General features: G+C 65.3%; 23 protein-coding genes. 10 read left to right on the top strand and 13 right to left on the bottom strand.

Annotated features, from left to right (window positions below; genetic code table 11):
* The first annotated feature begins 60 nt into the window (after nt 1-60).
* Complete coding sequence (gene ftrA / locus B8784_RS11225) at nt 61-1,050, top strand: transcriptional regulator FtrA (RefSeq protein ID WP_084398045.1); 990 nt, start codon at nt 61-63, stop codon at nt 1,048-1,050.
* On the opposite strand, the gene B8784_RS11230 is transcribed toward ftrA, so the two are convergent.
* Together B8784_RS11230 and B8784_RS11235 are read right to left on the bottom strand one after the other, a co-directional pair.
* Nucleotides 1,032-2,048 (bottom strand): sodium:calcium antiporter, encoded by a 1,017-nt coding sequence (locus B8784_RS11230; RefSeq protein WP_084398046.1) that lies wholly within the window; start codon nt 2,046-2,048, stop codon nt 1,032-1,034. The two genes, ftrA and B8784_RS11230, sit on opposite strands and share 19 nt — an antisense overlap.
* A gap of 76 nt (nt 2,049-2,124) precedes the next feature.
* Nucleotides 2,125-2,970, bottom strand: coding sequence for a class I SAM-dependent methyltransferase (locus B8784_RS11235; protein WP_084398047.1), 846 nt, complete (start codon nt 2,968-2,970; stop codon nt 2,125-2,127).
* A gap of 95 nt (nt 2,971-3,065) precedes the next feature.
* On the opposite strand from B8784_RS11235, the gene B8784_RS11240 reads away from it, so the two are divergent.
* On the top strand, nt 3,066-3,482 hold the full coding sequence (locus B8784_RS11240) for a helix-turn-helix domain-containing protein (RefSeq protein ID WP_084398048.1): 417 nt from the start codon (nt 3,066-3,068) through the stop codon (nt 3,480-3,482).
* Here B8784_RS11240 and B8784_RS11245 read toward each other — a convergent pair.
* Nucleotides 3,479-3,949, bottom strand: coding sequence for a MaoC family dehydratase (locus B8784_RS11245; protein ID WP_084398049.1), 471 nt, complete (start codon nt 3,947-3,949; stop codon nt 3,479-3,481). The two genes, B8784_RS11240 and B8784_RS11245, sit on opposite strands and share 4 nt — an antisense overlap.
* Before the next feature lie 121 nt (nt 3,950-4,070).
* On the opposite strand from B8784_RS11245, the gene B8784_RS11250 reads away from it, so the two are divergent.
* The 4 genes from B8784_RS11250 to B8784_RS11265 all read left to right on the top strand — a co-directional run bounded on the left by B8784_RS11250 (nt 4,071) and on the right by B8784_RS11265 (nt 6,884).
* Entirely contained in the window at nt 4,071-4,562 is a 492-nt protein-coding gene (locus tag B8784_RS11250; protein ID WP_084398050.1) for a CinA family protein, read from the top strand.
* Between the two features lie 68 nt (nt 4,563-4,630).
* On the top strand, nt 4,631-5,467 hold the full coding sequence (locus B8784_RS11255; protein WP_084398051.1) for an alpha/beta hydrolase: 837 nt from the start codon (nt 4,631-4,633) through the stop codon (nt 5,465-5,467).
* Complete coding sequence (locus B8784_RS11260) at nt 5,464-5,931, top strand: GNAT family N-acetyltransferase (protein WP_084398052.1); 468 nt, start codon at nt 5,464-5,466, stop codon at nt 5,929-5,931. Before B8784_RS11255 ends, B8784_RS11260 begins: the two co-directional genes overlap by 4 nt.
* Nucleotides 5,928-6,884 carry a D-2-hydroxyacid dehydrogenase gene (locus tag B8784_RS11265; protein ID WP_084398053.1) on the top strand — a complete coding sequence of 319 codons (957 nt, stop codon included), beginning with the start codon at nt 5,928-5,930 and terminating at the stop codon, nt 6,882-6,884. The genes B8784_RS11260 and B8784_RS11265 overlap by 4 nt, the downstream gene beginning before the upstream one ends.
* On the opposite strand, the gene B8784_RS11270 is transcribed toward B8784_RS11265, so the two are convergent.
* The 6 genes from B8784_RS11270 to rmuC form a co-directional block, all read right to left on the bottom strand.
* On the bottom strand, nt 6,881-7,438 hold the full coding sequence (locus tag B8784_RS11270; RefSeq protein ID WP_084398054.1) for an AAA family ATPase: 558 nt from the start codon (nt 7,436-7,438) through the stop codon (nt 6,881-6,883). The genes B8784_RS11265 and B8784_RS11270 overlap by 4 nt on opposite strands.
* Nucleotides 7,435-8,196, bottom strand: coding sequence for a tRNA pseudouridine(38-40) synthase TruA (truA, locus tag B8784_RS11275; protein WP_084398055.1), 762 nt, complete (start codon nt 8,194-8,196; stop codon nt 7,435-7,437). Before truA ends, B8784_RS11270 begins: the two co-directional genes overlap by 4 nt.
* A complete protein-coding gene (locus tag B8784_RS11280; protein WP_084398056.1) occupies nt 8,193-8,690 on the bottom strand; it encodes a GNAT family N-acetyltransferase in 498 nt (165 codons plus the stop codon). The genes truA and B8784_RS11280 overlap by 4 nt, the downstream gene beginning before the upstream one ends.
* A complete protein-coding gene (gene fmt, locus B8784_RS11285; protein WP_084398057.1) occupies nt 8,687-9,640 on the bottom strand; it encodes a methionyl-tRNA formyltransferase in 954 nt (317 codons plus the stop codon). Before fmt ends, B8784_RS11280 begins: the two co-directional genes overlap by 4 nt.
* A 180-nt stretch (nt 9,641-9,820) precedes the next feature.
* Nucleotides 9,821-10,372, bottom strand: coding sequence for a peptide deformylase (gene def / locus B8784_RS11290; RefSeq protein WP_084398151.1), 552 nt, complete (start codon nt 10,370-10,372; stop codon nt 9,821-9,823).
* Nucleotides 10,373-10,421: 49 nt separating this feature from the next.
* Complete coding sequence (rmuC, locus tag B8784_RS11295; protein ID WP_084398058.1) at nt 10,422-11,795, bottom strand: DNA recombination protein RmuC; 1,374 nt, start codon at nt 11,793-11,795, stop codon at nt 10,422-10,424.
* Nucleotides 11,796-11,950: 155 nt separating this feature from the next.
* Here rmuC and B8784_RS11300 point away from each other — a divergent pair, with 155 nt between their 5' ends.
* A complete protein-coding gene (locus B8784_RS11300; RefSeq protein ID WP_084398059.1) occupies nt 11,951-12,241 on the top strand; it encodes a DUF3175 domain-containing protein in 291 nt (96 codons plus the stop codon).
* On the opposite strand, the gene B8784_RS11305 is transcribed toward B8784_RS11300, so the two are convergent.
* Nucleotides 12,238-12,729 (bottom strand): flavodoxin family protein, encoded by a 492-nt coding sequence (locus B8784_RS11305; protein WP_084398060.1) that lies wholly within the window; start codon nt 12,727-12,729, stop codon nt 12,238-12,240. The two genes, B8784_RS11300 and B8784_RS11305, sit on opposite strands and share 4 nt — an antisense overlap.
* Nucleotides 12,730-12,751: 22 nt before the next feature.
* The gene (gene ychF, locus B8784_RS11310) at nt 12,752-13,849 is read right to left on the bottom strand and encodes a redox-regulated ATPase YchF (protein WP_084398061.1); all 1,098 of its coding nucleotides are present in this window, start codon (nt 13,847-13,849) and stop codon (nt 12,752-12,754) included.
* 150 nt (nt 13,850-13,999) lie between these two features.
* Here ychF and B8784_RS21790 point away from each other — a divergent pair, with 150 nt between their 5' ends.
* Complete coding sequence (locus tag B8784_RS21790) at nt 14,000-15,049, top strand: hypothetical protein (protein ID WP_084398062.1); 1,050 nt, start codon at nt 14,000-14,002, stop codon at nt 15,047-15,049.
* Here B8784_RS21790 and pth read toward each other — a convergent pair.
* Together pth and B8784_RS11325 are read right to left on the bottom strand one after the other, a co-directional pair.
* Complete coding sequence (gene pth / locus B8784_RS11320; RefSeq protein ID WP_084398152.1) at nt 15,046-15,666, bottom strand: aminoacyl-tRNA hydrolase; 621 nt, start codon at nt 15,664-15,666, stop codon at nt 15,046-15,048. The genes B8784_RS21790 and pth overlap by 4 nt on opposite strands.
* Nucleotides 15,667-15,743: 77 nt before the next feature.
* A complete protein-coding gene (locus B8784_RS11325; RefSeq protein WP_084398063.1) occupies nt 15,744-16,442 on the bottom strand; it encodes a 50S ribosomal protein L25/general stress protein Ctc in 699 nt (232 codons plus the stop codon).
* A 205-nt stretch (nt 16,443-16,647) separates the two neighbouring features.
* On the opposite strand from B8784_RS11325, the gene B8784_RS11330 reads away from it, so the two are divergent.
* Together B8784_RS11330 and B8784_RS11335 are read left to right on the top strand one after the other, a co-directional pair.
* Nucleotides 16,648-17,049, top strand: coding sequence for a BlaI/MecI/CopY family transcriptional regulator (locus B8784_RS11330; protein WP_084398064.1), 402 nt, complete (start codon nt 16,648-16,650; stop codon nt 17,047-17,049).
* A complete protein-coding gene (locus B8784_RS11335) occupies nt 17,046-18,449 on the top strand; it encodes a M23/M56 family metallopeptidase (protein ID WP_084398065.1) in 1,404 nt (467 codons plus the stop codon). Before B8784_RS11330 ends, B8784_RS11335 begins: the two co-directional genes overlap by 4 nt.
* Nucleotides 18,450-18,493: the final 44 nt, after the last annotated feature.

Genomic DNA, 18,493 nt, shown 5'->3' on the forward strand with positions numbered 1-18,493 from the left:
CGATCGGAATTGGCGATAATGACAATACATGGTCGATTTCCGACAAGGTGGAGGCAGAACATGACCACAGCAAAGTCCGACCGGCTGCACCGCGTCGTGGCCATCACCTATGACCGGCTCTGGCCCTTCGAACTTGGCATCGCCTCGGAGATCTTCGGCTGGAAACGCCCGGAGCTTGACACTGACTGGTATGACTTCCAGGTCGCCGGACCGAAGCAGATCCTGTGCGCGCAGGGCGGATTTTCCATCATTCCGGATGCCGGCTATGAGGTGCTGGCCGAGGCCGACACGATCATCATTCCGGGCTGGCGCGATTACAATGAGATCACACCCGACGAGATCATGGAGCCGCTAAAGGCCGCGCATGCGCGCGGGGCGCGGCTTGTTTCCTATTGTACCGGAGCGTTCGTGCTGGCCCATGCCGGCCTGCTGAACGGGCGCAAGGCCACGACGCACTGGCGCTATCTGCCGGCGCTCTGCGAGCGCTTCCCCGAGATCGAGGCGGTCGAGGATGTGCTTTATGTCCATGATGGCAACATCGTCACCTCGGCCGGCAGCAGCGCGGCCATCGATTCCAGCCTGCATCTCGTGCGCCAGGATTTCGGTTCCGAGATCGCCAACAAGGTGGCGCGCAGCCTGGTCACGCCGCCGCACCGCGATGGCGGCCAGTCGCAATATATCGAGGCGCCCTATCAGGAGCGGGCCGGCAAGTCGGTCGCCCTGGTGCTTGACTGGGCACGCGAGCATCTGCACGAACCGCTGACCATCGCGCAGATGGCCGAGCATGCGGGCATGAGCGAGCGCACCTTCCTGCGCCGCTTTCGTGAGGGGACAGGCATCACGCCGCTCAAATGGCTGCGCCGCGAACGCGTTTTCCGGGCGATGCGCCTGCTGGAGAAGACCCGGCTGGACCTCGCCGACATTTCCGACCAGTGCGGCTTCGGCTCGCTCGAGACCTTTCGCACCGCCTTCCGGGAGATTGCCGGCACCTCGCCGCATGCCTATCGCAAGCGCTTCGAAGCGGTGTCCGATCAGCCGATGGCGACCTGAATGCCGGCCAGCCCGACATAGGCGGCCAGGATGGCGAGGCCCTCGAAGCCGATGCCGCGGCGTTCGCGCATGATGAGGCCCATGAGCAGGATGGCGGTGATCATGATCGCGCCGACCAGCATCAGATCGTCGGCCTCGGTCATGGCGTGATAGATCGAGCCTTCGCGATAGGCCGCATCCGACAGCGACAGGAAGAGCACGTCGAACGTGTTGCCGCCAATGATGCCGCCGACGGCCAGCTGCAGCGCCCCGCGGCGCACCGCCGCCAGCGTCGTCACCAGCTCCGGCAGCGAGGTCGCGACCGCCGTCATCAGCGCGCCGACGACGGTTCCCGAGATGCCGAGCTCCTGAGAGAGGACGGCCCCGGCGCGGGCAATGGCAAAGCCGCAAAGGGCCAGAACCACGCTGAGACCGGCAAAGACAGCGATCATCACCGGCAGGGGCTGCTTGTTGGCTTCGCCTTCGTCGGGCGTGTCGGCGCGGGTTTCCGGAGTGCTTGACGGGCGCCACATCGGTTTGTCCCTGAGCGCCACGGCGGCCCGCGTGCCGAAGAGGTAGGCCGCGACCAGCAGGAGCGAGATCGGGTGGACACCGTAGACGGTGACCGGCGGGGCAAAGGCGGCGGCCAGCGGCAGGCTGACCAGCAGCATCAGCAGGGCCGCCATCAGCATGTTGTTCGCGTCCGCGGCGGCATGTTCGAGATTGACCCGCCGGTAGATCATGTCCGCGACGACGAGGAAGGCCGTCTGGGCCGTGATCCCGCCGACCGCATTCGAGACGGCCAGTGAGGCAAAGCCGTCGCTGGCCGCGGTCACGGAGGTCACGATGCCTGACAGGGACGTCGCTGCGCCCAGCAGTATACCGCCGAAGATCGCTTCGCCGAGGCCGGTGCGGTCGGCCAGGCGGTCGGCTTCCGTCGTCAGACGTGTGCCGGCGAGCGCCACCACGCCTGCCGCGATGAAAAAGACGAGCAGGGCAAGCGGGGTGGAAATGATGATGGCCTTTCTGTCGCCGGGTTAAGCTGGTGCCTTGGCAATGCCTGCCCGGCGCGATGGTTCCGCCCGGCGACGGCGCTTAGCTGGCCCGGGCGGTGATTTCCCAGCAAGCTGCGGTAAAGCGGATTTCCCCGTCTTCGATATGCGCTGCAAAAGCGGCCCGCAAGGCGTCGAGCAATTCCGCGCGTTTTGCCTCCGTCATTTCAGGCAGGCGGCTGCTGACGGGGCCAAGCCGGGTGAGGAACAGGTCGAGCGCGTCGGCCGGAATAGCGCAGGCGATATCCACGGGTGCGATCTTGATACCGGTCCAGCCGGCCTCATCCAGGATGGTGCGCACACGGGTGTCATCGGCAAAGCCGAACTGGCCCGGCGCGTCCGGGTTGGGTGCGGGCAGGTCCGGCAGGAAGGGGCGCGCGGTGCGTCCGGCGAGCGTCATGAACGGATTGTCCGCAGGGCTGCGCCAGGCATAGGCGTGCAACTTCGCCCCGTCCGAACAGGCGCTGCGGAGATTGGCGAAGGCGGCGACCGGGTCGGCGAAGAACATGATGCCGAAGCGCGAGAGGACCATGTCGAACCGGCCCGGCTCGAAGGCATGGGTTTCCGCGTCGGCGGCGATGAAGTCTATCTTCGCCCCGGCCTCTGCCGCGCGTTCGCGGGCGCGGGCCAGCATCGGGCGGGAAATATCGATGCCGGTATAGCGGGCCTTGCCGTCTGTGGCGCGCCAGGCGGCCAGGCTGACGGCACCCGTGCCGCAGCCGATTTCGAGAATATCGCCGGGCTTTTCCGCCTGCACCGCGTCGGCGAGCGCGGTCTCGAGGCCGGAGAACATCGCGTCCATGACGCCTTGCGCCTCGACCCAGGCGGCCCCGCCGGCCCCGTTCCAGTGCGCGCTCTGCTGGCTGCGTATCTCGTCCTGCTGGCTCATGCCCGTTTCCTTTCCGGTTGACTGTCTGCCCGCTTGAATATTGGGCCTCGATGCCGCATCCTGCCACTTGAAGTCAGCTTTAGGTCAAGCCTGTCATGGATCCTGATATTTCGGAAGTGGCCCGGCGGGCCGGTGTACCTGCCTCCACGCTACGCTATTATGAAAAGAAGGGGCTGATCGCCTCGACCGGGCGGCACGGGTTGCGGCGCCAGTTCGACCCGGACGTCTATGAACGCCTCGCCCTGATCCAGCTCGGCCAGGCGGCCGGCTTCTCGCTGGATGAGATCGCGCAGATGTTTGCCGGCGGCGCGCCGCAGATCGACCATGCCCAGCTTGCCGCCAAGGCCGATGACCTCGACCGCACCATCCGGCGCCTCAGCGCCATGCGCGACGGGCTGCGCCACGCCGCGAACTGTCCGGCGCCGAGCCATATGGAGTGCCCGAAATTCCGCCGGATCCTGAAGGCCGCCGCAAGCGGCGCCTTCCGCCCGCGCGACGGGAGCCCTGCCTAGTCGTCTTCCATGACGTCCGGGTTGCGCACCTTGATGAGCCCGTTGCCGATCATGGTCATGACCAGCTCGTCATTCTGGTTGAAGACTTTCTGCTGCGTCTTTGTGAGCCCCATTTCCGGCCGGCTCTTCATGCGGCGCTTGGACATCAGCGTTGTCTCGACGCGCAGCTCGTCGCCCGGATAGACGGGCTTGATCCAGCGCAACTCGTCGACGCCGGGCGAGCCGAGACTGGCGCTCTCTTCCTGGTCTTTCCAGCTTTCCACCATCAGCCGCATCGTCATCGCCGCGGTGTGCCAGCCGGATGCCGACAGCTTGCCGAAGAAGGTCTTCGCGGCGGCCTCGTCATCGAGGTGGAAGGGCTGGGGATCGTACTTTGAGGCGAAGTCGATTACCTCCTCGCGGGTCACCTTGTAGGGGCGCGGAGAATGGGTGACGGTGCCGACGACCATGTCTTCATAATATTTCATGCGGGGCTCATCCTTGAGGCTCGATCCGCGCCTAGATCGGCATTGTTGCGGCCCGATGCAAACCCTGACCGTGCGGCAGCTGAGGCTTGCATGAAGCGCTGCCGCCTGCTTCCTAGGCCCCATGCAGACGCTTCTTCCCCTGGCGGCCGAGATCGGCAACCGCCTCAAGGCCCGCGGCGAGACCGTCGCGGTGTCGGAATCATCTTCCGGCGGACTGATTTCCGCGGCCCTGCTGGCGCAGGCTGGCGCCTCGGCCTGGTATCGCGGTGGTGGCGTGATCTACACCCCGCAGGCCTTTCGCGGGCTGATGGGGCTCACACGGGACGACATTGACGGCATGCGCTCGGCGACCGAGCCCTATGCCCGGCTGATGGCGCGGACCATCCGGACCCGGCTGGATGCAAGCTGGGGGCTTTGCGAGACCGGCGCGTCCGGGCCCGGCGGCAACCCTTATGGCGATGCGGCCGGCCATACCTGTGTGGCGATCGCGGGCGAGGGCGGTCATGCCCCGATCCTCTCGCGCACACTGGAAACAGGCCTCAGCGACCGGGAAGAGAATATGCGCCGCTTTGCCCGCGAGGCACTGGAACTTCTCCATAACGTACTTGCATGAGCAATCCGGCATTGTCGCCGCATCGCGGACGGGGCTAGACTTCACCTGAAGCAAGCGAGGGGGAAGCGATGGACGGCACAACGCCAGCCGGCGAAAGCTGGGATTTCGGACAACCGGTGGCCGGCTATGCCTGGCGGGTTCCCGCGCCGCGGGCGAACCTGCTGCTTCATCATGGCTATGGCGAGTATGCCGAACGGTTCGTGGAGAGCTATAGCCGGCTGATCCCGACGCTGAACGCCAAGGGCTTCAGCGTCTTTGCCTATGACGCCGAGGGTCATGGCCGCTCTCCTGGCCCGCGCGGGTCGATGGACATGATGAAGGCCGTGGCGATCCACCAGGCCGCCCGCAAGGCGCTGGCGGACGCAGACGAGCCGCTCTTCCTGATGGGGCATTCGCTGGGCGGGCTTGTGACGGCGGCGAGTGTCTCTGACGCGCCGGATGGCGCGGCCGGCGTGGTGCTGACCAACCCCGCGCTGGAGATCGAACTCAGCCCTGTGCTCAAGGTCATTGCCGGGGTTGTGGCGGCCGTTGCCCCGCATGCCCGGCTGACCCCGCAGCTCGAAAACGATGCCATCTCGCGCGACCCGGAGGTTATCGCGGCCTATGACGCCGATCCGATGGTCATCAACGAGGCGCCCACGGCCCGCGTCGGAACCACGGCCTTGCGCCTCATCAAAAAGGCCTGGGCGCAGTTTCCGGACTGGACGGTGCCGGTGCTCGTCCTGCATGGCGATGCCGACCGGATCGTGCCTGTGGAGGGCAGCCGGCGGTTCTTCGACACGATTGCCAGTGCTGACAAGAAGCTGGAGGTGTTCGAGGGCGGCTATCACGAGCTGCTGAACGATCTCGAACGCGAGCGGGCGCTGGCGGCGATTATTTCCTGGCTCGATGCGCGGACGGGATGAAGATCCGGGCCTACCGCGCTGAGGATGCCTCGCGTCTGGAAGAGATCTTCCGGCGGGCGGTGCATGAGATCGGGATTGATTTCTACACGGATGAACAGGTCTCGGCCTGGGGCGGCCCGCGTGTAACCGCCGCGCACCTGCACAGGAAATATGCCGATGGCCGGGCGACCTTCATTGCCGAGGACAGGGCCGGAGCGGCCATCGCCTTCTCGGATCTCGAAGCCGACGGCCATGTCGATATGCTCTATTGCCATCCGGACTATGCCCGCAAGGGGATTGCCTCGGCGCTGCTCGAGGCCGTAGAGCGCACCGCAAGGGCCAGCGGCATCGAGCGGCTGTACACCGAAGCTAGCGACGCGGCGCGACCGGTCTTCGAGCGGGCCGGTTACACGGTGCTGTCGCGCCAGGACCTCGATATCGATGGGGTCGCACTGCACAATTGGAAAATGGAGAAACGGTTTTGACGCAGAAGATGGATGGGGCGCCCTTGCAGGAAAGCGATATCGCGATCCGCCTCCACACCGGCCATGCCGACTTGCTGGAGCAGGGGGTGCGGGCGGCTTTCCCCGGGATCGAGCTTGCCCGTGGCCCGCTGGAGACCTCGCGCCGCGAGCGGATGCTCGTCACCTTCATCCCGCCCCGCGACGAGGACCTCTCCAAGTATGACTGGGTGCATTGTGTCGGCGCCGGGGTCGATGCGATCTGCAAGACCTTCGAGGCCATTGATCCCAAGCCTCTCGTGACACGGACCGTTGGCCGTATGGGCGACCAGATCGGGGAATATTGCGTCGCCTATGCCCTGGCGCATCTGCAGAAGATGGCGCTGCGCCGCGCGCTTCAGGCCGAGGCGCGCTGGGCAAGGGGCATGTGTGCGCCGACCTATCTCTTCGAGACGAGCGTGGCCGTTCTCGGCACCGGCGCAATCGGCCAGGGGGTGGCGCGCGCCTTCAGTGCGCTTGGTGCCACTGTCACCGGGATCTCGCGCTCCGGGACGCCGGTCGACGCCTTCGACCGGGTGATCCGGCTCGATAATGTCGCCAGTCATCCGGGGGCGGACATTCTTGTTGCCGCCCTGCCGCTGACACCGCAAACCGACGAGCTGGTCGGTGCCCAGGTCTTCTCGACGCTGAAGAGCGCGCTTTTCATCAATGTCGGGCGCGGGGCGACCCTGGACGAGGGGGCCTTGCGCGGGGCGCTCGATGCCGGGCAAGTCTCGCATGCCGTGCTGGATGTCTTCCGCGATGAACCGCTCGATCCGTCGAGCTGGCTCTGGCGGCATGAAGCGATCACGGTCACCCCGCACGTCTCGGGCCTGACCCGGCCGGAGGATTCCGTCGAGCGGCTGCTGCAGCTGTTGAAGACGCGCCTGTCGGGTGAGGCAATCCACTCCGACGTCGATATTTCACGCGGCTATTAGGCGGCCGACAGCGGCAGGCCGAGGGTGCGCAGCATGAAGTCGGCACGCGCGCCCACGCCTGTTTTTGGCAGGTCGATAATGGCCAGCCCGCGTTTGGGGTAGGCGAGCCGCAGCCAGTTATATTCGCGCACCGCCTCTTCATAGGGCAGCGGGCGCTCGTCGTCCTGCTCATAGAGCGCCGGCCAAGGCGGGGCGAAGAAGACCGGGCTGGAATAGACACAGGCCCTTCCGCGTGCCTCGAGATCCGCCGGCAGCGGGATGGAGAGCCGCTCGAAATGCGCCAGTGCGTCGATGGCCGAGCGGTCGAAGAAGGCCGGCGCGTTGAGGCCCCGGACGGAGGCGAGGCTCGTGCACGCATATTCGATGGCCTTGCGCACGAAAGCTTCCGGATTGACCCAGGGCAGGGCATCCGACCCGGTTGCCAGTGCTTCGCGGACAATGTTGCGGCCGGGCTCCTCTACGGTGTGAAAGCCGCGGGCAGCGAGCTCTGCGAGCAGCGTGGACTTGCCGCCCGACGAGCAGCCCGAGATCACGATGCGGCGCTTGTCTGTCATGTGCCCCAGGGGTGGTCATCATACATGACGCGTTCGAGATAGAGCCCGTCGGAGGGGGCGACCGGCCCGCAGGCGGTGCGCTCGCGTGCCTCCAGGATCTCCGCGATCCACTCCGGCGGTTTCATGCCGCGGCCGACTTCGACCAGGCTGCCGACAATGGAGCGCACCTGACGGTGGAGATAGGAGCGCGCCGTGGTCGTCACTTCCACCCGGTCGGCAAAGCGGTGCACCTCCAGCGTGTCGAGCGTCTTCACCGGGCTCGCGGCCTGGCACTCGGTATCGCGGAAGGTGGAGAAGTCATGCTCGCCGATCAGCAGGTTGGCGCCAGCCTGCATGGCATCGGCGTCGAGGTGCTGGGCGACGCGCCAGGCGCGCCCGCGCTCTAGGGTGAGGTCGGCGCGTCGGTTGATGATGATGTAGCGATAGGCCCGGCCGGTGGCGGAAAAGCGGGCGTGGAAATTCTGGTCGACTTCCTCGGCCTTCAGCACGGCGACGGGTTTGGGCCGCAGATGGAAGTTCAGCGCGTCCGGGATCTTGCGCAGCGGGCGCGGCTTCTGCAGCTCGATATGCGCGACCTGGCCGGTCGCATGGACGCCGGCATCGGTGCGCCCGGCCCCCTGAACGAGGACCGGCGCGCCGTCGAGCGCGGCGCAGGCGGCTTCCAGCGCGCCCTGCACGGTCGGCTGGTCGTCCTGGCGCTGCCAGCCATAGAAGGGGCGGCCATCATATTCGAGGAGGAGGCGGAGGCGCTGGGTCATTGCGGCTGGCTGAAGGCCTGGGGATAGGTGAGGCCGCCCGAGCGCGGGGCGGTCATGGTCAGTTCGATGCCCATGAAGGCCGGGCCGGACCAGGGCGCCTCATAGCGTGCGCCGACGTCGGGCGAAAAACCGAACCTTGAATAATAGTCCGTATGCCCCAGAACGAAGACCAACCCGCGCCCGGCACGCTCGACCCGGCTCATGCCGAGACGGATAAGATCGTGGCCGACCCCCTTGCGCTGGCGCGAGGGGCGTACCGACATGGGGCCGAGACCGGCGGCAATGTCGCGCCCGTCGACCAGGATCCGGAAGAACTGGATATGGCCGACAAGCTGCTCGTCATCATGCGCGACCAGCGAGACGAGGCTGTCGCTGTCGGCATTCAGCTGGTCGATGATGGCGGCTTCGGCCGAGGAGCCGAAAACCCGTGTGTTCAGCGCGGCGACGGCGCCGGCCTCGATGGCGAGCGTGTCGCGGATCCAGACATCGCTCATGTAAAGGCGGTGCCTTTCGCCACCCTGTTGCCGCGCAGGAAATCCTCTGCCTCCATGGCGCGGGCGCCCGGCTTCTGCAGCTTGAGCAGGCGCACGGCGCCGCCATCGCCGCAGGCCACGAGAAGCGCATCATCGAGCAGCGTACCCGGCGCGGCGTCATGGGTTTCGTCGCTGAGCCTGCTCATCAGGGCCTTTACGCGGACCGGCTCATCCTCCGGCTTCGGCGACCAGTGGAACCAGGCGCCGGGGAAGGGGGCGAGGCCGCGGATCTGGCAATCGACCTCATGGGCGGGCATCGACCAGTCGATGCGCTGGTCGGCGGCCGTGATCTTGGCGGCATAGGTGACGCCGTCCTCGGCCTGCGATTGCGGGGTGAGGGTGCCTTCAGCAAGGCCGTCGAGCGCGCGTGGGGCCAGCTCGGCGGCGAGCCCGGCCAGTGTGTCATGCAGGCTGCCGGCGGTGGTGAAGGGGAAGATACGGGTCTCTTCGCTGGCCAGCACCGGGCCGGTGTCGAGGCCTTCCTCCATCATCATCGCCTGCACGCCGGTTATTTCATCGCCGGCCATGATGGCACGCTGGATCGGCGCGGCGCCTCTCCACCGGGGGAGAAGCGAGGCGTGCATGTTCATGCAGCCGAGCCGCGGGGCGTCGAGCACGTCCTTCGGCAGGATCAGGCCATAGGCGACGACCACGGCGGCATCGAGACCGAGCGCGGCGAAGCGGGCCTTTTCCTCGGCGGGCTTCAGCGATTTGGGCGTGCGGACCTCTATGCCCTCAGCGTCTGCCCAGGCATGGACGGGCGTCGGCCTCAACTTCCTGCCGCGTCCGGAAGGGCGCGGCGGCTGGGAATAGACACAGGCGATCTCATGGCCGGCCTCGGCGAGGGCGGCGAGCACCGGGACGGAAAAGTCCGGGCTTCCCATGAAGGCGATGCGCAGGGGCTTTGTCATGGGGGCGGGTCTATCGCGGCAGGCGGAATCCGCAAGACGGAAGGCTGTCGTCTACCATCTCAGGCCGAAGGGCGCGGGATCCATCCGCGCATAAGGCCGGAAGATGATGACAAGGGTGAGCGATATGAGGATCGCGATGGTCCAGCGGACCCAGGTCTTGGCGAGAAAGCGCCGGATGATCTAGGCCACCGTGGCGGCAGCCGGGCGGGGCTTCGACTTGGCCTTGAAGCGCAGGGCCTTCTTCACCTTGTCGACCGCGCGCTGGCGCTTCAGGCGCGACAGGTGATCGATGAAGAGGATGCCTTCGAGGTGGTCCATCTCGTGCTGGATGCAGACGGCGAACATGCCCTCGGCGATTTCCTCGCGCTCATTGCCGTCATAGTCGAGATATTTGACGCGGCAGCGCGTCGGGCGGTCGACCTCGTCGAATACGTCCGGCACCGACAGGCAGCCTTCTTCATACGGCGCCATGTCCTCGGTCAGCGGCAGGATTTCCGGGTTCACGAAATAGCGTGGATTGGGCTCTTCGCCTTCGCCGGCGAGGTCCATCACGATGACGCGCAGCGGCTCGCCGATCTGGATGGCGGCCAGCCCGATGCCGGGGGCATCGTACATCGTCTCCAGCATGTCATCCATGAGCTGACGAAGTTCATCCGTGACACCGCCTTCGACGGGCTTGGAGACTTCCTTCAGACGCGGGTCCGGGACGGTAAGAATTTCGCGAATAGCCATGCGCACAAAATAAGGGGCAGGCGGGGGAAAATCAACGCGTGAGCGCTGATCACGCCGCATCCTCCTCATCTCCATCCTCATCCTCGCTGGAGAAATCGAGTTCTCCGGTGCGGTCCGGCAGGATGGCGCGTTTTTCGATAGTCTCGATCTCGGGCACGGATTTTTCCGGCGGGGCGATCTGCAGGTCCTCGAACTTGCGCGCGGCTGGCAGGACGCGTGAGGTGAGGCTGGAGCCGAGCTTGTTATAGGCGTCCACCGCGCCATTGAGCGATTTTCCGACCTTCTCGACATGCCCGCCCAGCGTGGTGAGGCGCGCATAGAGGTCACGGCCGAGTTCGGCGGCCTGCCTCGCATTCTCGGTCGCCTGTTCCTGGCGCCAGCCATAGGCCACCGCCTTGGCGAGCGCGAGCAGGGTCGATGGCGTGACCACGATCACCTGACGGGCGGCGGCAAAGTCGAACAGGTCCGGCTCATGCTCGAGGGCGGCGACATAGAAATTCTCGCCCGGAATGAAAAGCGCCACGAAATCAACGCGTTTGGAGAAAGCGCTCTGATAGTCCTTCGAGCCGAGCGTCTTGATGTGATCGCGCACCTTCTTGCCGTGGGCTTGCAGATAAGCCTTGCGACGGGCCGGGTCGGTTTCATCAAGCGCTTTCAGATAGTCCTCGATGGAAACCTTTGAATCGACGACGATTTCACGCCCGCCGGGTAGATTGATGATCACGTCCGGACGAATCGACTTTTCCTCCACGCGGTCATGCACCTGTTCGGAGAAGTCGCAATGGGCCGACAGGCCCGCATGCTCCATCACATTGCGCAGCGTCGTCTCGCCCCAGCGGCCGCCGCCCTTGGGCGCCGAGAGCGCGGTCACGAGTTTGTTGGTCTCGGTCGTGTGCAGTTTCAGGCTCTCCCCGATCGCCTTGACCTGCTCCTGGATGGAGGACTTGTCCTCGGCGCGCACCTTCTCGATCTCGGACACCTTCTTCGAGAATTCCTCGAGGTTCTTCGTGATCGGCGTCATCAGCTCTTTCAGGTTCGACTGGGCGCCTTCCTTGTGACGTTTGAAGTGCTCGTCGGCCTGGCTGAGGAAGCGCCGGCTCGACTGGTCGAGCACGCGCTGGGCAAGGTCGGCGAATTTTTTCTCGTCCTCCTCGCTGCGCGCTTCGGCGCGGGCAAGCGCAAGCTTGGCGTCTTCCGCCACGGCTTGCTGCGTCTTCAGCTGCTGGCGAAGATCCTCACGTTCGGTCCTGACCGTTTCGAGCGCCTCCTGCGTGTAGGCGAGGTCCCGCGTGACCTCGCCGGTCCGGTTGCGCAGTTCGCCGCGCATCCAGAAAACAGCCCCCGCCAGCGCGGCCACCGCCACGAGGAGGATGACGTGCACGAGATCGAGGCTGAGCGAGCCGATGGTGATGAGAGCGTCCATGAGGCGTTTCTAGTCCGATTCGGCTTGGTATTCCGGCGGCAATACTCAGAACATACAAGGAACAAACGCCCGCGTCCAGAGGCCAGGCATGGACGCCCGATGCAGGGAACGGAAGCGCCGAGGCCGTCGTTGCATTCCTTTCAAGGGAGGTCGTGATGGCCAGCCAGGACAAGTGGTCAAAAGACGTAACCGAAAAGAGCGATGCGCTCGATCTCGAAGAAGGCGTGTTCAGGAAGGATGACCCGGCCGAGATCGCTGCCTCGCTGAAGCGGTCTGCCGAGCAGAGCGGCAAGAAGAAATCCTCGCCCTATGCCTCGGCCATGTCGATGCTGACCTTCCACATCAACCGGGCGGGCAGCAACCTGTCGAAGGCAGAGAAAGACAGGCTGGAAGCGGCCAAGGACGAATTGCGCAAGCAGTTTGGGCGCGCGCCGAAGAACGGCTAGAACACGCCCATGGCAAGGCCGGCGGCCATGGCTTCGCCCAGTTCGCGGCATTTCTGAAGATCTTCCTCACTGATGGTCTTGTCGGCCAGGATCTCATCCTTCCCCTGCGCATGCGTGCAGACGATGAAGCCCTCCTGCGCGATTTTCAGCCGCCAGCCCTGCGCGATGCGGGCGGTCTGGCGCATGGCATTCTCGCCATCCGAGCCCGCGCAGACCATCTGCGCATAGGGACGGCCCTCGATCCTGCCGAGCACGGGATAGTAGGAGCGGTCGAAGAATTCCTTCATCCCGCCGGCAATCGCGGCGAGGTTTTCCGGTGCGCAGAAGATGTAGCCGTCGGCGGCGAGAAGGTCGTCAGGGCCGGCCTCTTCGGCCCATTTCAGGATTGTCTCCGTGCCCTCTTCGGAGCGGGCGGCCTCGGCGGCGGCTTTCGCCATTTGCTCGGCGCCGCCGGTGCGGGAGAAAAAGACGATCAGGAGCGTGGGCATGCCCGCACCCTATCGAAAAGTGTCAGACATTGAAGCGGAAGTGCAGGACATCGCCTTCCTTGACGATGTATTCCTTGCCTTCCTGACGCATCTTGCCGGCTTCCTTGGCGGCGGCTTCCCCGCCCAGCTCGACGAAGTCCTCATAGGCGATGGTTTCTGCCCGGATGAAGCCCTTCTCGAAATCGCCATGGATGACACCGGCCGCCTGCGGCGCGGTCCAGCCCTTGCGGATGGTCCAGGCGCGGGCCTCTTTCGGGCCGACGGTGAAATAGGTCTGCAGGCCGAGCAGGGCGTAGCCGGCATGGATGAGGCGGTTGAGGCCCGGTTCTTCAAGCCCCTGCATTTCGAGAAATTCCGCACGCTCTTCCGGGGCGAGCACGGCCATTTCCGCCTCGATCTGGGCGGAGATGACGACGGCCTGCGCGCCTTCCTTGGCGGCGCGTTCGAGCACCTTTTCGGAATACTGGTTGCCGGTGGCCGCGCTGTCCTCATCGACATTGGCCACCAGCAGGACAGGCTTCGCCGTCAAGAGCTGCAGCATCTGCCAGGCTTTCTTCTCGTCGGCAGGCACATCGGCCATGCGCGCCGGGCGGCCCTCATTGAGCTCGGCCAGCGCGAGGTCGACCAGGGCGAGGGTGGCCTTGGCTTCCTTCTCGCCGGTCTTGGCTTTCTTCTCGAGCGTGACGCGGCGCTTTTCGAGGCTTTCCATGTCGGCGATCATCAGCTCGGTCTCGACGATGTCGAGGTCGGCGATCGGATCGACGCGGCCGGCGACGTGAGTGATGTCGTCATCCTCGAAGCAGCGCAGGACATAGATGACGGCGTCGGTCTCGCGGATATTGGCGAGGAACTGGTTGCCGAGGCCTTCGCCCTTGGAGGCGCCCTCGACGAGGCCGGCAATGTCGACAAAATTCATCCGCGCGGGGATGACCTCCTTCGACCCGGCGACCTCGGCCAGTTTCTGCAGGCGCGGTTCGGGCACGGCGACCTCGCCGACATTTGGCTCGATCGTGCAGAAGGGATAGTTCGCAGCCTGGGCGGCGGCGGTCTGGGTCAGCGCATTGAACAGGGTGGACTTGCCGACATTCGGCAGGCCAACGATGCCGCACTTGAATCCCATGAAACTCTCCTTCGCCTTGTCTCGCGGCGAGCGGCATAGCGCATTTTGTCCGCAGGGGCAGGGTGTTTTATCGGTAGAAACTGGTATTTCGTGGTAAAAACAGGCGTGAGGCTTGCATAAATGCTCACATAGAGTTCCCGGGAGGTGGTGATGGCCCATGACGTGATGATCGCGTCTGCCATAGCAGACAAGACGAAGGCCCAGCTGGTGGCCAAGCGTCTGCGCGCGCTTAAATTCAAGGTCCGCTACGATGCCCGGCGCGAGCATATGACGCCGACGACGCGGGATCTGAACGATGCGAACCGGGCGACGACGGTGCTCGTGCTCTGGTCGAAAGCTGCCTGCAATGCCGGTACGCCGGACAGTGACTGGGTGCATGTCATCGCCCATCAGGGCCGCTCGCGCCGCGGGGCGCTGATGCAGGCCACGCTCGATAATACCGTGCCCGACGAGCCCTTCGACCGGGATGACCGCTTCAAGTTCACCGGGATGGGCCCGAAGCGCATTCCGAACGGCTTTCTGGAGATGGTCGAGGCGCTGGCGAAAAAGCACAAGCGCAAGGATCTCGGCGAATGGCTGAAGATCGATCCGAAGGATAAGGACGCCCAGGCCGCCTGGAAGAAGGCGCACCCGAAGGACCCGATCAGCCTCGCGGGCAAGAAGAAGCCTGCGGACACCCCGAAGACCGCGGCAAAGGCGACGCCCGCGCCAAAACCTGAAGGCAAGCCTGCCGCTGAGCCGGAGAGCCCGGCCAAGGCGCCTCCGCCTGCACCGGAAAAGCCGGCGGCAGAAGAGGCCAGACCGGTACCGCCTGCGCAGGCGGCCGCTGCAGCAACGGCGGGCATGGCCGCGCGCTCGGCCCCGGCCTCACAACCGGCCCGCCCGGCGCAAACCCAGTTTCCATACCGCCGCCCGCACCCCTCGACGCTTCACGATGACAGCGACGAGATCGAGGTCGGTTGGAAGATATTAGGGCCGATCATTGCGGGCTGTGTGCTGATGTTGTTCTTCGCCTGGCTTGGCCGGTCGGAACAGATCAGCGAGCCGTCCATGCCGGCCATCGGTAATGCCCGGCCGGTCTACACCCAGACCTGCCCGCCGGGACAGGTGCCGCGCTCGCTGATCGAGAGCCGGCCGCTGAGGACCGGGCCGATTGTCGACGATACGGAAGAGCCTTCACAGGAAGGCGAGGGCGGCTAGCCCTCTTCGCGGGCGCCCTTGCGCGGATCCGATTTCGGTGCCGGGGCCAGCCGCAGAACCTCGGTCTGGTAGCGCTCGTCGCCGCCTTCGATGAGGTAGGGCAGGGCCCGTGAGCAGGCGTCCAGCAGGGCATCGACCCACTGCTTGTCGGCCTTGGCAAAATCCGCCAGCACATAGGGCATGACCTTGGACTTGTCGCCGGGATGGCCGACGCCGAGCCGCACACGGCGGACCTCGGGGCCGAGATGGGCCAGCATGGAGCGGATGCCATTATTGCCGGAATGCCCGCCGCCGCGCTTTACACGCACGCGGCCGGGCGCGAGGTCGATCTCGTCATGGAAGACGGTCACGGCCTCGGCCGGAAGCTTGAAGAAGCGCGCCGCCTCACCGGCTGCGCGCCCACTTTCATTGTAGAAGGTCTGCGGCTTCAGCAGCAGCAGTTTGACCGGGCCATCACCCGTCTGGATCGTGCCTTCGGCGGCCTGGCTCTGAAAGCGCTGCTTCCAGGGACCGAAACCGTGATCGGCCGCGATCCGGTCGAGCACCATGAAGCCGAGATTGTGCCGGTTGCCGGCATATTTCGGCCCCGGATTACCCTGGCCTGCAAGGATCTGCATGACAGGCTCCGTGGTGGACGGTGACGGCTCTCCGGCCGATTTGGGCTGGCCGATCAGCCAGCCCATGAACCGGGAGACTATTCCTTGGATTCGTCTTCGCCTTCAGCTTCGCCATCGCCGTCGCCTTCACCTTCGTCCTCGTCGGACTGGTTGATGGCTTCGACTTCATCGGCCTCTGCGGCCTCTTCATCGGTCTCTTCGACAACTTCAGCCATACGGCCGGTGATCGTCGCGATGGTGAAGTCGCGGTCGGTGATGGTCGGCTCGGCGCCTTCCGGCAGCTTGATGTCGGAAATCTTGACGTTGTCGCCGATTTCGAGACCGGTCAGGTCGGCATCGAGCTGATCGGGAATGCCGTCCGCGCGCACGTTCAGTTCGACCGCGTGACGCACAACGTTGAGCGCGCCGCCGCGCTTGATGCCCGGGCAGTCTTCTTCATTGTGGAAGTGAACCGGAACTTCGACCGAGATGATCTGGCTGGCTTTGACGCGGTACAGGTCGACGTGCATCGGCATGTCGGTGACCGGGTGCAGCTGGATGGCCTGCGGGATGACGAGCTGCTTCTTGCCGTTATGGACCAGGTTGGCCGTCGAGGTCAGGAAGTGGCCGGAATTGATCGCGCGGACAACTTCGTTGAGCTTCAGCGTGATGGCGACGGGATCTTCACCGCCCCCATAGAGAACACCCGGCACCATCTTGTTACGACGGGCTTCGCGTGCGCCGCCCTTACCGATGCGTTCGCGCACTTCGACATTGAAATTCAGTTTCTCGGACATTGTTTTTCCTTTCGCCCTGAAGTCCGCCGCCGGTCTCCTTGCCGGTCGGTGACAGCCTGACAGGCACGGCCTTGCGCCGCCCTTTCGAAGCGCTGGGCCATACACCACACATGCCCCATTCGCAACCGGCGAACTGAAAAGCGCTTGACATGGGCGCGTTACAAACGTCATACGCTACATATGTAACGCAAAAGGGTCATGCAACATGTCGAAGCCGAATGCCTCGGAACTCGTCATTCTGAAATATCTCTGGTCCGCCGGGCGCCGGACCGCACGTGAAATCCACGAAGCCGTCGGTCCGCAGCAGGGCTGGCAGCTCTCCACCACGCGGACGGTCATCAACCGCATGGAAGCCAAGAACTGGGTCAAACGCGACGGGGAGTCGCCGGATGCGGCGGCTTTCTATGTCGCCGTGCTCGACCGGGTCGAGACGCTGGGTGGCCTGGTCCGCCAGCTGACCCGGCAGGTGCTGGACCTGAAAGGCCCGCTGCCGGCGGCTCTCTTCGCCGACAGCCCGCACCTGTCGGACGCCGAGCTCGATGAGCTCGACGCGATCATCAATGCCGCCGAGGACCGGGAAAACGCCAAGAAGGACAACAAGAAATGAGCACCGCCTGGTTCGTGATCTTCATCCTGCTCTGGACCGGCTTTCTCGCCGGGACGGCCAGCCTCGTGACCAGCGGCCGGGTTCAGGCCCGCTTTGCCCAGCTTGTCTGGCGCGGCGCCGCCGGGCTTGCCGTCCTGCCGCTGATCGTTCTGGCGCTGGCGGGCCTGATGCCGTCGCAGCTGCCGTCGGCCATTCCCGACCTGCCTTATGTCGAGCCGGCCGCCGGTGCGATGAGCACGGCCTCGACCTCGCTCAATGCGGCCGTTTCCAGCCCGGAATGGAGCTGGACGGCGCCGGCCCTGCTGGGCGTGCTGATCGCCGGCTGGCTGGTGCGCATCGGCATGACACTCGCCGGACAGGTCCGGCTACAGATCCTGAAATCCCGCTCGGTGGCCCAGAGGCGCACCTTCGACGCCTTTCCCCTGACGCATATGGGCCTCGAGCGGGTCCCTGATATCCGGCTGATCCCGGGCGGTTCGCCCTTCATCGCCGGGCTGGCGCGGCGCGTCATCTATGTCCCACAGGGCCTGGAGCGCCCGGACGATCTGCGCCGGATCGCCATCCATGAATGCGTCCATCTCAAGCGCGGGGATCTTGTCACCCGTCCGCTGGAGCGCCTGGTCGCCGATATCTTCTGGTTCTCGCCCTTCGCCTGGATGATGCGGCGCGAACTCGATTTCTGGCGTGAGGCCGTCTGTGACGAGATCGCCTCCGACCTCAGCGGCGACCGGATCGGCTATGCCCGAACGCTCGCCCAGGCCGCCCGCATCAGCGCGCCGGCCCGTACCCTGCCTGTCTCTGCTTTCATCCTGCCGCGCAAAAGGAGCCTGCCCATGCGTCTCAATCGTCTGCTCGAAACCCGTCCCGCCCGCTCACGCCCGGTCGTGGCGCTGGGGGCGAGCCTTGTCGCCCTTGCCCTGACCCCGATCGCGCTTGCCGAAGTCAAGCAGGAGGCCACGGGTGAGAAAACCGATGGGGAGGCGCACTTCCAGTCCGCTGTCCTGATCAGCCCGAAGGCCCGCGTCACCAGCGAGTTCGGTGAGCGCACACACCCGGTCACGAAGGAAGCCAAGTTTCACAACGGGACCGATATTGCGGCGCCGGCCGGCACGCCGGTGCATACGCCCGATTGCGGCAAGGTCGTCTATTCCGGGGTCAAGGAAGGGTATGGCGAAACCGTCGAGATCGCTTTCGACGATGGCAGCAAGATGCGCTTTGCCCAGCTTGAAGCGCGCAAGGTGGCGCTTGGCGACTCTGTGTCCGCCGGAACGGTGATCGGCACGGTCGGTATGTCCGGGAAGTTAGCCACAGGCCCGCACCTGCACCTGGAGCACTGGGTGAATGGCGAACCGGCCAATCCGCGCCAGGCTGCCGGCCTCGTTCTTTACACCGCCAGCTAGACAGACGGCGGAGGGAAGGAAAGGCTCCCCAGCCGCTTCGGGCA

It is taken from the genome of Henriciella aquimarina, from assembly GCF_002088975.1.
Taxonomy (GTDB): Bacteria; Pseudomonadota; Alphaproteobacteria; order Caulobacterales; family Hyphomonadaceae; genus Henriciella; species Henriciella aquimarina.

Excerpts from the sequence above, each read along its gene's own strand:
- B8784_RS11335 (WP_084398065.1), top strand. The coding sequence starts at position 17,046 with ATGAGCACCGCCTGGTTCGTGATCTTCATCCTGCTCTGGACCGGCTTT.
- ftrA (WP_084398045.1), top strand. The coding sequence starts at position 61 with ATGACCACAGCAAAGTCCGACCGGCTGCACCGCGTCGTGGCCATCACC.
- ychF (WP_084398061.1), bottom strand. The coding sequence starts at position 13,849 with ATGGGATTCAAGTGCGGCATCGTTGGCCTGCCGAATGTCGGCAAGTCC.
- B8784_RS11300 (WP_084398059.1), top strand. The coding sequence starts at position 11,951 with ATGGCCAGCCAGGACAAGTGGTCAAAAGACGTAACCGAAAAGAGCGAT.
- B8784_RS11270 (WP_084398054.1), bottom strand. The coding sequence starts at position 7,438 with ATGACAGACAAGCGCCGCATCGTGATCTCGGGCTGCTCGTCGGGCGGC.
- B8784_RS21790 (WP_084398062.1), top strand. The coding sequence starts at position 14,000 with ATGGCCCATGACGTGATGATCGCGTCTGCCATAGCAGACAAGACGAAG.
- fmt (WP_084398057.1), bottom strand. The coding sequence starts at position 9,640 with ATGACAAAGCCCCTGCGCATCGCCTTCATGGGAAGCCCGGACTTTTCC.
- def (WP_084398151.1), bottom strand. The coding sequence starts at position 10,372 with ATGGCTATTCGCGAAATTCTTACCGTCCCGGACCCGCGTCTGAAGGAA.
- B8784_RS11240 (WP_084398048.1), top strand. The coding sequence starts at position 3,066 with ATGGATCCTGATATTTCGGAAGTGGCCCGGCGGGCCGGTGTACCTGCC.
- B8784_RS11260 (WP_084398052.1), top strand. The coding sequence starts at position 5,464 with ATGAAGATCCGGGCCTACCGCGCTGAGGATGCCTCGCGTCTGGAAGAG.
- truA (WP_084398055.1), bottom strand. The coding sequence starts at position 8,196 with ATGACCCAGCGCCTCCGCCTCCTCCTCGAATATGATGGCCGCCCCTTC.
- B8784_RS11305 (WP_084398060.1), bottom strand. The coding sequence starts at position 12,729 with ATGCCCACGCTCCTGATCGTCTTTTTCTCCCGCACCGGCGGCGCCGAG.
- B8784_RS11255 (WP_084398051.1), top strand. The coding sequence starts at position 4,631 with ATGGACGGCACAACGCCAGCCGGCGAAAGCTGGGATTTCGGACAACCG.
- B8784_RS11325 (WP_084398063.1), bottom strand. The coding sequence starts at position 16,442 with ATGTCCGAGAAACTGAATTTCAATGTCGAAGTGCGCGAACGCATCGGT.
- B8784_RS11330 (WP_084398064.1), top strand. The coding sequence starts at position 16,648 with ATGTCGAAGCCGAATGCCTCGGAACTCGTCATTCTGAAATATCTCTGG.
- pth (WP_084398152.1), bottom strand. The coding sequence starts at position 15,666 with ATGCAGATCCTTGCAGGCCAGGGTAATCCGGGGCCGAAATATGCCGGC.
- rmuC (WP_084398058.1), bottom strand. The coding sequence starts at position 11,795 with ATGGACGCTCTCATCACCATCGGCTCGCTCAGCCTCGATCTCGTGCAC.
- B8784_RS11250 (WP_084398050.1), top strand. The coding sequence starts at position 4,071 with ATGCAGACGCTTCTTCCCCTGGCGGCCGAGATCGGCAACCGCCTCAAG.
- B8784_RS11235 (WP_084398047.1), bottom strand. The coding sequence starts at position 2,970 with ATGAGCCAGCAGGACGAGATACGCAGCCAGCAGAGCGCGCACTGGAAC.
- B8784_RS11280 (WP_084398056.1), bottom strand. The coding sequence starts at position 8,690 with ATGAGCGATGTCTGGATCCGCGACACGCTCGCCATCGAGGCCGGCGCC.
- B8784_RS11245 (WP_084398049.1), bottom strand. The coding sequence starts at position 3,949 with ATGAAATATTATGAAGACATGGTCGTCGGCACCGTCACCCATTCTCCG.